The 13,020-nt window shown below is 75.6% G+C and carries 12 protein-coding genes; 3 read left to right on the top strand and 9 right to left on the bottom strand.

Features of this window, described 5'->3' with window-relative positions:
- Positions 1-1,355, top strand: a 1,355-nt coding sequence (locus ACYVI6_RS15530; protein ID WP_460447234.1) for a LuxR C-terminal-related transcriptional regulator, incomplete at its 5' end; no start/stop codon positions are given.
- Here the strand turns inward: ACYVI6_RS15530 and ACYVI6_RS15525 are convergent.
- The gene (locus ACYVI6_RS15525) at positions 1,356-2,420 is read right to left on the bottom strand and encodes a FecCD family ABC transporter permease (RefSeq protein ID WP_460447233.1); all 1,065 of its coding nucleotides are present in this window, start codon (positions 2,418-2,420) and stop codon (positions 1,356-1,358) included.
- Positions 2,417-3,469, bottom strand: a complete 1,053-nt coding sequence (locus ACYVI6_RS15520) for a FecCD family ABC transporter permease (protein WP_460447232.1) — start codon at positions 3,467-3,469, stop codon at positions 2,417-2,419. Before ACYVI6_RS15520 ends, ACYVI6_RS15525 begins: the two co-directional genes overlap by 4 nt.
- An 86-nt stretch (positions 3,470-3,555) precedes the next feature.
- Between ACYVI6_RS15520 and ACYVI6_RS15515 the strand changes: the two genes are divergently transcribed.
- On the top strand, positions 3,556-4,578 hold the full coding sequence (locus tag ACYVI6_RS15515) for an ABC transporter substrate-binding protein (protein WP_460447231.1): 1,023 nt from the start codon (positions 3,556-3,558) through the stop codon (positions 4,576-4,578).
- Between the two features lie 18 nt (positions 4,579-4,596).
- Here the strand turns inward: ACYVI6_RS15515 and ACYVI6_RS15510 are convergent, their stop codons facing one another.
- Genes ACYVI6_RS15510 through ACYVI6_RS15500 form a run of 3 tightly spaced genes read right to left on the bottom strand, consistent with a single transcriptional unit; the run spans position 4,597 to position 6,933 of the window.
- Positions 4,597-5,070 carry a hypothetical protein gene (locus ACYVI6_RS15510; protein WP_460447230.1) on the bottom strand — a complete coding sequence of 158 codons (474 nt, stop codon included), beginning with the start codon at positions 5,068-5,070 and terminating at the stop codon, positions 4,597-4,599.
- A 7-nt stretch (positions 5,071-5,077) separates the two neighbouring features.
- Complete coding sequence (locus tag ACYVI6_RS15505) at positions 5,078-6,043, bottom strand: aldo/keto reductase (protein ID WP_460447229.1); 966 nt, start codon at positions 6,041-6,043, stop codon at positions 5,078-5,080.
- 11 nt (positions 6,044-6,054) lie between these two features.
- A complete protein-coding gene (locus tag ACYVI6_RS15500) occupies positions 6,055-6,933 on the bottom strand; it encodes an NAD-dependent epimerase/dehydratase family protein (RefSeq protein WP_460447228.1) in 879 nt (292 codons plus the stop codon).
- Positions 6,934-7,030: 97 nt separating this feature from the next.
- On the opposite strand from ACYVI6_RS15500, the gene ACYVI6_RS15495 reads away from it, so the two are divergent.
- On the top strand, positions 7,031-8,680 hold the full coding sequence (locus ACYVI6_RS15495; protein WP_460447227.1) for an FAD-binding dehydrogenase: 1,650 nt from the start codon (positions 7,031-7,033) through the stop codon (positions 8,678-8,680).
- A gap of 80 nt (positions 8,681-8,760) precedes the next feature.
- Here ACYVI6_RS15495 and ACYVI6_RS15490 read toward each other — a convergent pair whose 3' ends face one another.
- The 4 genes from ACYVI6_RS15490 to ACYVI6_RS15475 form a co-directional block, all read right to left on the bottom strand.
- Positions 8,761-9,522 carry a DsbA family protein gene (locus ACYVI6_RS15490; RefSeq protein WP_460447226.1) on the bottom strand — a complete coding sequence of 254 codons (762 nt, stop codon included), beginning with the start codon at positions 9,520-9,522 and terminating at the stop codon, positions 8,761-8,763.
- Positions 9,519-10,007, bottom strand: coding sequence for a MauE/DoxX family redox-associated membrane protein (locus tag ACYVI6_RS15485; protein ID WP_460447225.1), 489 nt, complete (start codon positions 10,005-10,007; stop codon positions 9,519-9,521). The genes ACYVI6_RS15490 and ACYVI6_RS15485 overlap by 4 nt, the downstream gene beginning before the upstream one ends.
- Positions 10,008-10,092: 85 nt before the next feature.
- Entirely contained in the window at positions 10,093-10,677 is a 585-nt protein-coding gene (locus tag ACYVI6_RS15480) for a hypothetical protein (RefSeq protein WP_460447224.1), read from the bottom strand.
- Between the two features lie 90 nt (positions 10,678-10,767).
- Positions 10,768-13,020: NB-ARC domain-containing protein (locus ACYVI6_RS15475; protein ID WP_460447223.1), on the bottom strand; the 2,253-nt coding region annotated here is incomplete at its 5' end.

Genomic DNA, 13,020 nt, shown 5'->3' with positions numbered 1-13,020 from the left:
CGCGCGACGCGGACGCCTCGCGCTGGGCCCGCGAGGTGCTGCGGGTCGCGGGCGACCTCGAGCTCGCCGACGTGCTGGCCGACGCGACCACGACGCTCGCGCAGCTCGAGCGCCGCGGCGACGAGCCGGACGCCGTCGTGCGCACGCTGCAGGCGGCGGTGCGCAGCGCGCGGGAGGGCGACGAGCCGAACGCCGAGCTGCGCGGGCTCTACAACATCGGGTACGTCCACTACGAGATCGGCCGGCTGCGCGAGGCGCTGGCGGCGTACGACGCGTGCGCCCAGCGGGCCCGCGAGGTCGGGCGGCCCTGGGCGCCGTACGGCGTCGACGGTCGCTACATGGCCGTCGTCGTGGCCGACGTGATGGGCGACTGGGACGGCGCGCTGGCGCGTGCCGACACCTCGGGCGAGCAGCCGCCGACCGAGCCCGCCGCCATGCTGACGGCGGTGGCCGCGACGGTGCTGGCCGGTCGCGGCGAGCGCGACCGCGGGCTCGCCGTCGTCGACGCGTCCCGCCCGTCGTGGCGGCGCGACGGCGGGGTGGCGGTGGTCGCCGCGGCCGGCGCGATCGACCTGCACGGCGACGCGGGTGAGGTGGACGCCGCGGTCGCGGTGCACGACGAGGTGGTCGCGCTCGTGAGCGACCTGTGGCAGGAGCCGGACTTCCAGGCACGGATGCGGTTCAGCGGACTGCTGCTCGGCCAGCTGGCGAGCGCCGCGGCCACGGCGACCGGCGCGGTGCGGGCGCGCCGCGCCGAACGGGCCGACGAGCTGCTGGCGGCGGCCGAGCGGGCCGACGCGGCGGCCCGGCTGGCCGGTCACCCGCCGGGCGTCGAGGGCCGGGCCTGGCTGGCGCGGGCGGGGGCGGAGCACGCGCGGCTGCGCTGGCTGGCCGGGGTCGACGAGCCGGTGCTCGACGACGTGGTCGAGCTGTGGCGCGCGACCGTCGAGCTGTTCGAGCGCTTCGGCCACGTCTTCGAGACCGCGCGCTCGCGGGCGCGGCTGGGCGCCGTGCTGCAGGCGGCCGGGCGACAGGCCGAGGCGGCGGTCGAGCTCGACGGCGCGCTCGCCGCCGCCGAGCGGCTGGGTGCGACGCCGTTGCTGGCCGAGCTGCAGCGCACCGGTGCCACGGCCCGGACGGCGCGGCGCAGCGACCCGGCGTCCGACGCCCTGACCGCCCGGGAGCAGGAGGTGCTGGCCCTCGTCGCGCAGGGGCGCAGCAACGGCGAGATCGGTCGGCACCTGTTCATCAGCACCAAGACCGCGAGCGTGCACGTGTCGAACATCCTGGCCAAGCTGCAGGCGACGAGCCGCACCGAGGCGGCCGCCGTCGCCCGCGAGCGCGGCCTGGTCTAGCTAGCCGGCCCGCCCGGCGGTGTTGCTGCGGGCCAGCAGCCACAGCAGGTACGGCCCGCCGACGACCCCGGTGAGCACGCCCACCGGCACCTGCAGCGGTCCGAGGAAGTGCGCGCCCACGGCGTCCGCGACGACGGTGACCAGGGCGCCGACCAGCGCCGCGGGCAGCAGCACCGCGCCGGTCGACCGGGTGAGCCGACGGGCGACCGGCGCCGCGACCAGCGCCACGAACGGCACCGGTCCGGCGACCCCGACCGACACGGCGGCCAGCACGACGACCAGGGCGAGCACCGCCAGCCGCACCCGCTCGACCGGCACGCCGAGCGCGGCCGCGGAGTCGTCGCCCAGCTCGAGCGCCCGCAGCCGGCGGGCCGCCGGGGGCAGCAGCACCGCGGCCAGCACCAGCCCGACCGCCGCGAGCCGGACGTCGGCCCAGCCCACCGAGTTCAGGCTGCCGGTCAGCCAGAAGAACGCGCGCTGCGTCTCGACCGCCGGCCGCAGCGTCAGCACGTACGACGTCGCGGCCTCGCACACCGCCGCGACCGCCACCCCGACCAGCACGAACCGGTAGCCCGACACGCCCCCTCGCCACGCCAGCGCGTACATCAGGACGGCGGCGACCAGCGCGCCGCCGATCGCCAGCGGGGCGAGGGCCGGCCCGCCGAGGCCGAGCAGCAGGATGCCGACCGCCGCGGAGGCCGAGGCGCCGCTGGTGACGCCGATGACGTCGGGGCTGGCCAGCACGTTGCGGGTCACCGACTGGAACACCCCGCCCGAGACGCCGAGCAGCGCCCCGACGGCGACGGCGGCCAGCTCGCGGGGCAGTCGCAGCCGCTGCAGCACGAAGGTGGTGGCGGTGTCGCCCTGACCGACCAGGCCGCGGGCGACGTCGAGCAGCGGCAGCCGGAAGTCGCCGAGCGACAGCGCCACGCAGCAGAGCACGAGCAGCGCCACGAGCAGCGCGAGCACGACGCCGCCGGACCGCGCGCTGCGCCGCCGCCGGGCCCGGACGACGGCCTCGACCTGCGCGGCGATCCCGTCGTCCGTGGTCGACGGGGAGGTCACGAGGCGCCCACCCGGCTGCGGCGCACGAGCGCGACGAGCACCGGCGCGCCGACCAGCGCGGTGACCACGCCCGCCTGCAGCTCGCCGGGAGGTGCGACGACCCGGCCCACGACGTCGGCGGCGAGCACCAGCGCGCAGCCCAGCACCGCGGCGTACGGCAGCAGCCAGCGGTGGTCGGGTCCGGTCACCGAGCGCGCCAGGTGCGGCACGGCCAGTCCGACGAAGACGAGCGGACCGGCCGCGGCGGTGGCGGCGCCGCAGAGCAGCACGACCGCGACGACACCCGTGGCGCGGATCAGGGCGACGCGCGCGCCCAGCGCCCGGGCCACGTCGTCGCCGAGGGTCAGCGCGTTCAGCGACGGCCCGACCGCGAGGGCCACCACCACCCCCACGACGAGGAAGGGGGCGACCTGGGCGGCGACGTCGAGGCCCCGGCCGGTGAGCGAGCCGATCGTCCAGAACCGGTAGAGGTTCAGGGCGTCGAGGTCGCGCAGCACGACCAGCGTCACCACCGAGCCGAGCGTCGCGGTGAGGGCGGCCCCGGCCAGCGCGAGCTTCACCGGGGTGGCGCCGTCGCGGCCGAGCGAGCCGACGGCGTACACGACCAGCGAGGCGACCAGCGCCCCGGCGAACGCGAACCACACGTAGCCGGACGGCGTGGCGACGCCCAGGAACGAGATGGCGCAGACGACGGCGAGGGCCGCGCCCTGGTTGACGCCGAGCAACCCCGGGTCGGCGAGCGGGTTGCGGGTCAGGCCCTGGGCCACCGCGCCCGCGAGCCCCAGCGCGACGCCGACCAGCAGCCCGACGACGGTGCGCGGCACCCGCAGGTCGCGGACGACGACGGCGTCGGCGCTGTCGGCGTCGGCGTGCCGCAGGGCCTGCCAGACGACGTCGAGCGGCACCGACCGCGAGCCGACGGCCAGGCTCAGGCCGATCAGCACCACGACGAGGAGCGCGGCGAGCGCCAGGCCGAGGGCCAGCGACCGGTGCGAGCGACGGGCCCGGCGGACGGCGGGCGCGGGCTCCGTCGCGGGTGGGCTGGACACCGACGCTGCTCCTCCAACTAAGGTAAGGCTAACCTTGCAGAGCGCACGGTACCGCACCCGCCGTCCCCACTCACAGGAGCGACCCGATGACCGCACGCCCCCTCCCGTCCGCCCTCTCGCGCCGCAGCCTGCTGCTCGGCGGTCTGGCCGCGGTGGGCGCCGGCACGCTGGCCGCCTGCGGCTCGTCGTCCGACACGCCTGCGGCAGCAGGCGGCAGCGCGTCGGGCGGCACCGGCTTCCCCGTGACGATCGAGCACAAGTACGGGTCGACCACCGTCGAGCAGGCGCCGAAGCGGGTGCTGTCGCTGGGCTACACCGACCACGAGGTGCTGCTGGCGCTCGGCATCGTGCCGGTCGGCGTGATCCAGTGGATCCCCGAGTGGAAGCAGGGCGTCTCCACGTGGTCGGTGCCGAAGCTGGACGGCGCCACGCCGGCGCTGTTCGGGTACGAGCTGGACTTCGACAAGGCGGCGTCGCTGCGGCCCGACCTCATCCTGAACGTCGGCTTCGACGCCGACCAGAAGACCTACGACACCTTGAAGGCGCTGGCGCCCACCATCGAGCCGCCGAAGGGCGTCAAGCCCTACGGCGTGGCCTGGGAGCAGATGACGGAGCTGGTGTCGAAGGCCGTCGGCCGCGAGGCGGACGGCGCGAAGCTCATCGCCGACACCAAGGCGCTGCTCACCAAGACGGCCGCCGACAACGCGTCGTTCAAGGGCCGGACGTTCGCCATCGGCAACATCAGCGGGTCGGACCTCAGCTACTTCACGAAGACCGACATCCGCTCGCAGCTGCTGCAGCAGCTGGGGTTCGTGACCAACGACTACTTCGCGAAGCTCGAGAACGACGACTTCTACGGCACCCTCTCGGCCGAGCAGGCCGACGTGCTCGACGCCGACGTGCTGGTCTTCTTCGGTGAGCCGGAGGACACCAAGGAGTCGATCCTGCAGCGCGTGCCGTCGATGGGCACCGTGCCGGCGTTCAAGGAGGACCGCACGGTGCTCGTCACCGACCTCGAGGACTCGATGGCGTTCTCGGCCGCGTCGGTGCTCAGCATCCCGCTCGCCCTCGACGCGATCGTGCCCGAGGCCAAGCGCATCACCGCCTGACGCCGTGCCCGGGCGCCGTCACGGCTGGCGGCGCCTGGCCTGCGTCATCGCGACCACGCCGCCGAGCCCCATGATCGCCAGCGGAGCCACCACGATGCCGAGCGCCAGCAGCGGGTAGCTGCGGCGGACGGCCGCGCCGACGAGCAGCGCGACGTCGAGCACCACGAACACCGCCGTGCTCGCCAACGCCCTGCGGCGCAGGGCTTTCGGCTGCCTCGCGGTCCTCGCCCGACCGGACGGTCTGCTCGAGGGCGTGACGGCGACCTCGCGCGTCGTGGCACTGAACCCGCGGGCGAACAGTCGGCGGCCGAGCAGCACGACCGCACCCAGCACGAGCAGCAGCTGCGCCAGCCCGACACCGAGCTCGGGCCCGTCGCCGCGGGCGTCGACGAAGCGCAGCGCCACCGCTCCGGCGAGCAGCACGACGCCGAGCACCACCCAGTGCGGCCGCGACCAGCGGCGGGCGCGGTCTGCCCAGACCTGCTGCGGCACAGCAGGTCTAGAAGCCCGCGACGGCGTGCGGGCGGTACGGCGCCTCGAGCTGCGCCACCTCGTCGTCGGTCAGCTGCAGGTCGAGCGCGGCGACGGCGTCCTCGAGGTGCGACACCTTGCTGGCACCGACGATCGGGGCGACCGCCGGGCGGCGCAGCACCCAGGCCAGCGCGACCTGCGCGCGCGGCACACCGCGCTGCTGCGCCACCGCGCCCACGGCGTCGACGATCTCGCGGTCGCCGTCGACGTAGAGGGTGCGGCCGAACTCGTCGGTCTGCGAGCGCTCGGTCTCGTCGTCCCAGTCGCGGGCCAGCCGGCCGCGAGCGAGCGGGCTCCACGGCAGCACGCCCAGCCCCTGGTCCTCGCAGAGCGGCAGCATCTCGCGCTCCTCCTCGCGGTTGAGCAGGTTGTAGTGGTCCTGCATCGAGACGAAGCGCGTCCACCCGTTGCGCTCGGCCACGTGCAGCGCCTTCGACAGCTGCCACGCCCACATCGACGACGCCCCGACGTACCGCGCCTTGCCCGCCTTCACGACGTCGTGCAGCGCCTCGACCGTCTCCTCGATCGGCGTCAGGGGGTCCCAGCGGTGGATCTGGTAGAGGTCGACGTGGTCGGTGCCGAGCCGGCGCAGGCTCGCGTCGATCTCGGTCATGATCGCCTTGCGCGACAGGCCCTTGCCGTTCGGCCCCTCGTGCATCTGACCGTGCACCTTCGTCGCGATGACCACCTCCTCGCGACGGGCGGACGACGCGAGGAACCGGCCGACGATCTCCTCGCTCGACCCGTCGGAGTAGACGTTCGCGGTGTCGAACGTGGTGATGCCGAGGTCGAGGGCGCGCCGCAGGATCGGCTGGCTCGCCTCCTCGTCGAGCGTCCACGTGTGGTTGCCGCGGCCGGGGTCGCCGAACGTCATGCACCCCAGCACGATCCGCGAGACGTCGAGGCCGGTGCGTCCGAGCTTGGTGTACTGCACGAGGTGTCTCCCTAGACCGTGTCGGTGAGCGGTGCGTGGTCGCGCCACGAGTGCTCTGGCTCGTAGCCCAGCAGGCGTCGCGCCTTGTCGATCGAGATGAGCGTGCCGGTGCCGTCGACGTCGCCGCGCAGCTCGACGTCCGGGAACAGCTGTGCCGCAAGGGTCCTGGACGACTCGAGCATGACCGTGTCGGCGTTCGCGATGTTGAACACGTGCGCGCCGGTGGCGTCCCACTCGAGCGCCCGACGCACCGCCTGGGCGCCGTCGCGCGCGTCGATGTAGCCCCAGGCGTTCCACGCGCGCACCGACGGGTCGGCCTGCCACTCGGTGAACCCGGCGTACTCGTCGACCTCCATGACGTTCGAGAACCGCAGCCCCACGAACGTCATCGACGGCTCCCAGCGCGCGAAGTCCTCCGCGATCGTCTCGCCCACCAGCTTCGACAGCGAGTACGACGACGCCGGGCGCGGCCGGTACTCCTCGTCGACCGGCAGGTACGGCGGGGGAGCGTCGGCGCTGAACGGCAGCCCGAGCACGGTCTCGCTGGACGCCCAGACCACCCGCTGGATGCCGAGCGACCGCGCCGCCGCGAACACGTTGTAGGTGCTCACCGCGTTGTTCTCGAACAGCGCCGCGTTCGCCGCCAGCCCCGGCGCGGGCACGGCGGCCAGGTGCACCACGGCGTCGACGGTGCCGTGCCGGTCGTCGAGCGACCCGAGCACCTCGAGGGTCTGCCCGTAGTCGCTGAGGTCGGCCGCGGTGAAGCCGGGCGTGTACCCCGTGCTGCCCACGCGGTCGACCGAGTGCACCTCGTGACCCTGCTCGACGAGGTGCGTCACCACCGCCCGCCCGAGCTTGCCCGCCGTGCCGGTCACCGTGATCGTCGCCATGCCGCCAGGCTGCCGCACCCGCCGTCCGCCCGCCCGCCGGGGGTGCCGTCGCGGATCGACGTCCGAGGGGCCGGCGGCGCGTGAGAGGGTGCGCGGCATGGACGCTGACGTCGTCGTGGTGGGCGCCGGGCTGGCCGGGCTGGTGGCCACCGCCGAGCTGGTCGACGCCGGACGCCGGGTCGTCGTGGTCGACCAGGAGCCGCCGCAGCACGTGGGCGGGCAGGCGTTCTGGTCGTTCGGCGGGCTGTTCCTCGTCGACAGCCCCGAGCAGCGGCGGATGGGCGTCAAGGACTCGCGCGAGCTGGCGCTGCAGGACTGGTTCGGCACCGCGGGGTTCGACCGCGAGCGCGAGGACCGGTGGCCGCGGCGGTGGGCCGAGGCGTACGTCGACTTCGCGGCGGGTGAGAAGCGGTCGTGGCTGCGGTCGCAGGGCGTCTCGTTCTTCCCCGTCGTCGGCTGGGCCGAGCGCGGGGGGTACCTCGCCGACGGGCCGGGCAATTCGGTGCCGCGGTTCCACATCGTGTGGGGCACCGGCCCGGGCGTCGTCGAGCCGTTCTGGCGCCGGGTCAAGGTGGGCATCGAGCGCGGCCTGGTGCGCATGGCGTTCCGGCACCGCGTCGACGAGCTGCTCGTGCACGACGGTGCGGTCACCGGGGTGCGCGGCACCGTGCTGGCTCCGGACGACGCGCCGCGCGGCGCCCCGACGTCCCGGACGCCGGTGGGCGGGTTCGCGCTGAGCGCGCAGGCCGTGGTCGTGACCTCGGGCGGCATCGGCGGGAACCACGAGCTGGTGCGAGCGGCCTGGCCCGAGCGGCTCGGCACCCCGCCGACGACGATGCTGAGCGGCGTCCCCGACAGCGTCGACGGCCGCATGCTCGGCATCAGCGAGCGGGCCGGCGCCTCGCACGTGAACGCCGACCGCATGTGGCACTACACCGAGGGCATCGAGAACCACAGCCCCGTGTGGCCGATGCACGGCATCCGCATCCTGCCGGGGCCGTCGTCGATGTGGGTCGACGCGACCGGACGCCGCCTGCCGCCGCCGCTGTTCCCCGGCTTCGACACCCTCGGCACGCTCGAGCACATCCGGCGCACCGGGCACGACCACACCTGGTTCGTCACCACCCAGCGCATCGTCGAGAAGGAGTTCGCGCTGTCCGGGTCGGAGCAGAACCCCGACCTGACCGGCCGCGACCTGAAGCTGGTCGCGAGCCGGGTGCGCCCTGGTGCGACCGCCCCGGTCGACGCGTTCCTGCGGCGCGGCGTCGACTTCGTGCTTGCCGGCGACCTGCGCACGCTGGTGCGCGGCATGAACGACCTGGTCGGCGAGCCGCTGGTCGACCACGACGAGCTCGAGCGGCAGGTCGTGGCGCGCGACCGCGAGATCGAGAACCCGTTCGGCAAGGACGCGCAGGTCACCGCGATCCACGGCGCGCGGCGCTACCGCGGCGACCGGCTGATCCGCACCGCCGCCCCGCACCGGCTGCTCGACCGCGCGGCCGGCCCGCTGGTCGCCGTCCGGCTGCACGTGGTGACCCGCAAGTCGCTCGGCGGCCTGGAGACCGACCTGTCGGCGCGGGTGCTGCGCCCGGACGGCGAGCCGCTGCCCGGGCTGTACGCCGCCGGCGAGGTCGCCGGGTTCGGTGGCGGCGGCGTGCACGGCTACCGGTCGCTCGAGGGCACCTTCCTCGGCGGCTGCCTGTTCAGCGGCCGGGTCGCCGGCCGCGCGGTCGCCGCCGCCCTCTGACCCCTGGTGCCGAGATGCGAGCAGCGGTTCACCTCGACTCCGTCGGGTGAACCGCTACTCGCATCTCGGCGTGAGGGCGGCTACTGCTGCGCGGCCCGGACGGCGGCGGTCAGGCCCGCGGGGGTGCGGTCGGCGAGCTCCTTGCCCGCCACCAGCACCGTCGGCGTCTGGTTCACGCCGTCCTTCGACGACTGGTCGGTCACCCGCGCCACCCAGCCGGCGAACTGCTGCTGCTCGATGCACTGCTGCAGCCCGCTGACGCCGGCCTTCGCGGTGAGCGAGACCAGCGTGCTGTCGGGCAGGCCGGCCGAGCCCTCCTCGGGCTGCTGGGCGAACAGCTCGTCGTGCAGCGCCTCGAACCTCGACGGGTCGCGGTCGACCAGGCAGGCGGCGGCGTTCAGCGCCCGGCTCGAGTAGCGGGTGCTGCTGGCGCGGTCGAGGAACGCGATCGGGTGGTACTCGACCTTCACGGTGCCGGCGTCGACGAGCTGCTGCAGCGTCGGGCCGGTCGTGGTCTCGAACGCCCTGCAGGCCGGGCACTGGAAGTCCTCGTAGAGCGTCACGGTCACCGGTGCCGTCGCCCTGCCGGTGGTGACGACGGCGTTCGCGGCGCCGCTGGTGCTGCGCGGGGCCGCGGCCTGCTGCGCGGCGGTCTGCGTCGGCGTCCCCGAGCCCTGGCTGCGCTGCACCAGCAGCGTGACGCCGAGCACCACGACCACCACGGCGGCCACCGCCCCGACCACGATGCCGAGCCGGCGACGTCGCTCGGCCCGTGCCGCGGCGGCGCGGGCGGCCGCGACCTTCTCGGCGCGCTCGTCGCGCGCGCTGCGTCCGGACGTCATGCGAGCTCCTCGTGGTGCGTGGTGGGGGACAGCCAGGTGTCGAGCGAGCGGCGGCTGGTCGGCCAGACGGCCAGGAACGCCGACGCGAGCAGCAGGGCGGCGTCGCGCGCCAGCTCGGGCAGGTAGTGCGTCTGGCCGGCGGCGACGGCACCGCCACCGCCGAAGCAGCCGCAGTCGATGCTGATGCCGCGGGCCCACACCGACGAGATGCCGATGACGAACGCGAGCATCAGCAGGCCGGCGACCCCGGCCGCGTACCGGGTGGCCAGCCCCAGCACCAGCAGGACGGCGACGACGAGCTCGAGCACCGGCAGCGCGTGGCCGACCGCCGGCACCACCGCCTCGGGCAGCAGCCGGTAGGCGCGGACGGCGCGCACCGACTCGGCGGGATCGGGCAGCTTCAGCGCGCCGGCCACGGCCAGCACGGCCGCGACGACGAGCCGCAGCGCGGTGGCGAGCCAGGCTCGCCAGGTGGGGACGTGCACGGGGGCCTCGCAGGGGACGGTTCGGACGACGGGCACCGGGTCGCGCCGGAGCGCGCGAGGCGGCACCGGTTCGCCGGACGCCGCCTCAGGCCGTGGCGGGAGGCGCGCGCAGGCCGACGGCGCCGGGCACCGACCGGGAGCGCAGGCGCGGCCGGTTCGCCGTCCACCGGGCACGGCGGACCGGCACCGAGACCACCGGCGTGCCCGAGAGCGGGCGGACGGCGGCGGCCGGGGCGGTGACGACGGCCGCGACGGCGAGCAGCAGCCGCGGCCCGTGCACGAGGACCAGCACGGCGAGCAGCACCGGCAGCGACCCCTGCGCGAGCAGCGCGAGCGCGTGCGGGGTGCCGGTGGCCGCCCCCGCGGCGTCGAGGCAGCTCGCCACGGCGCCGCCCGGGGTGAGGGCGCCGAGGCCGCCGGTGGTGCCGCAGGCGGTGGGGCTGGTCAGCACGAACCACGAGTGCGTCGCGAGCTGGCCGAGCAGCAGCGCCCCGGGCCGCCGCGACGGGCGCACCAGCGCTGCCGTCAGCAGCCCGGCGCCGGCGTCGAGCAGGGCCTGCATCGTAGGGGTGGCGCCACCCGCGAGGTGCCAGGCCACGAGCGCGACCAGCAGCGCGCCGGCCGCCGCGAGCACGGCCGCGCCGAGACGGCGGGGCAGCTGGCGGGGCACGGTGCCACGCTACGCCGCGGGGCTGGACGCCGGCTGGGAACGGGCTGCGGACCCCGCGCACCGTCGGTCACCCGGCGTGCTGTCGTGGGCTCAGCCGACGGTCGACGCGGCCCGTCGCTCGAGCTCGTCCAGGAACGGTTCGAAGCCCTCGTACACCGGCGCGTGCTGCACCAGGTTGCTGCGGGCGCTGCTCAGGAAGGACGACGCCAGGGCCGCGGCGTGCTGCAGATGGCGCTCGGAGGCGGCCTCGTCGCCCAGCTGGTGCTCGACGACCGCCAGCTCGAGGCTCGTCTCGCCGACCAGGTCGTCGAAGCCGTACCGGCGGCTCGCGGCCAGCGCGGTCACGAGCTGCGTGCGCGCCCGCTCCCGCTCGCCGACGACGCGCAGCAGGCTCCCGGCGCCGAGCCGGTCCTCGATGCTCCACCGCGGCGCCATCTCGGGTTCGATCCGGTCGAACAGGGGCAGCATGCGCTCGACGGCGGCCACGGCGGCCGGGGCATCGCCTCGGGACCAGTGCGCGAGCCCCAGGAATTGCAGGTAGTTCACCCGCAGCACGTCCGAGACCTCGGGGTGCGCGACCGCGGCGTCCAGCTCGGTCACCGACTCGTCGTAGCGCTGGGCCTCGTACAGCACCGTGCCGATCAGGCCGCGTTCGACGTGCCACCGGTCGCCGAAGCGCAGGCGCGCGGCGTCCCGGGTCAGCTCGACGGCGTCGTCGAAGCGCCGCTCGTGCGTGGCGACCACGGCGAGCAGCGGCAGCAGCTTGGCCTCGGCGAGCTGGTCGGCGTGGCGCCTGGCCGACTGCCTGGCCAGCAGCAGGCTCGGTCCCCACGTGCGGCCGAACTCGGGTTCGCTCAGGTACCGGCGCAGTGCGGCCGGCAGGGTGTGTGCGGCCGGGTGGTCGCGGGCGGCTGCCAGGACGACCAGCCGCTGCAGCAGGTCGTCGTGCTCGACCAGCCACCGCGAGGCGCCCGTGGCGTCGATCGCGGCGGCCGCCGCGTCCGGAGCGGCGTCGTGACTGGTCTCGTGCTGGCCGGGGTAGATCAGGTCGACCGTGGCCGCCGTCGTGTCCACGTACCAGTCGAGGACGCGGCCGATCGCGGCCCGCCGGTCCGGCACGGGCAGGTCGACGGCGAGCTCGGCGGCGTGCAGGTGCACCAGGTCGTGCACCGGTGCGGCCAGATGGTGGCTGGCCAGCTCGGCCAGGACGGCGACGGCCCGTCCCTGCTCGAGCTGCAGGGCCGCGGCCAGCACCTGGGGCACGGCGCACTCGACCGGCAGCAGCCCGAGCACCCGGTGCGCGCGGGCCGCGTCCGGGCTCAGGGCCCGCACCGACCAGCCGAGCACGGTGCGCACGTCGACGAGCGGGTCGTCGGGGATCGCCAGCTGCGCCAGCCGGGTCCGCTCGTCCTGCAGCTGCGCGACGACGTCCGGCAGCGAACCCCGCAGCGTGGCGTGGACGTACGACGCGGCGATGCGCAGGGCGAGCGGCCAGCCGCCGCACAGCCGCACCAGCTGCGCGGCCGCCTCCCGATCGGTCGACACGGCCCGGGCGCCGGCGGCCGCGTCGTCGCGGTCGAGCACCCGACCCAGCAGCGCGAGCCCCTCGTCCTCGCCGAGCGGCTCGAGGGCGAGCTCGCGGGCGCCGTCGTGCACGACGAGCCCGGTGAGCACCCGTCGGGTGGTGACGAGGGTGACGCTGTCGGGCGACGCCGTGCGCAGCGCGCGCACGGAGTCGGCGTCCGGCACGTCGTCCAGCAGCAGCAGCACCTTGCGGTCGGCGAGCACCGACCGCAGCAGCGCCGACTGGTCGTCGACGTCGGACGGCTGCTCCTCCAGCGCGATCCCGAGGCTGCTCAGCAGCCCGGGCAGGACGTCGCTCCCGGTGCGGGTGCGCGCGCTGTGGTCGAAGGCGCGGAAGGCGACGTAGAGCTGTCCGCCCGGGAACCGCCTGGCCAGCTGGTGCCCGGCGTGCACGGCCAGCGCCGTCTTGCCGAGCCCCCCGGAGCCGCGGATGACCAGGAGCGACCCCTGGCCGCCCGACGACGCCCCGAGCCACGACTCGATGCGCGCCAGCTCGGCCTCCCGGCCGACGAAGACCCCGGCCGCGGGCGGCAGCTGGCGCGGTGCGATGCCCGGCACGAGCGGTGCCACCGGGCCGTCGGCGGTGGTGGCAAGCCGGGTCGCCAGCCGGCGCAGGCCAGGCCCCAGCTCGATGCCGAGGTCGTCCTGCAGCGCGGTGCGGATGCGCTGCAGCTCGGCGAGGGCCTGGCTGCGGCGCCCGGCCGCTGCCAGCGCGGTGACCAGGAGCTCGCCGGCCCGTTCCTGCAGCGGGTCGGCGTG

This window comes from Angustibacter aerolatus (genome assembly GCF_054776675.1).
This window is presented reverse-complemented; position numbering and strand designations above follow the sequence as displayed.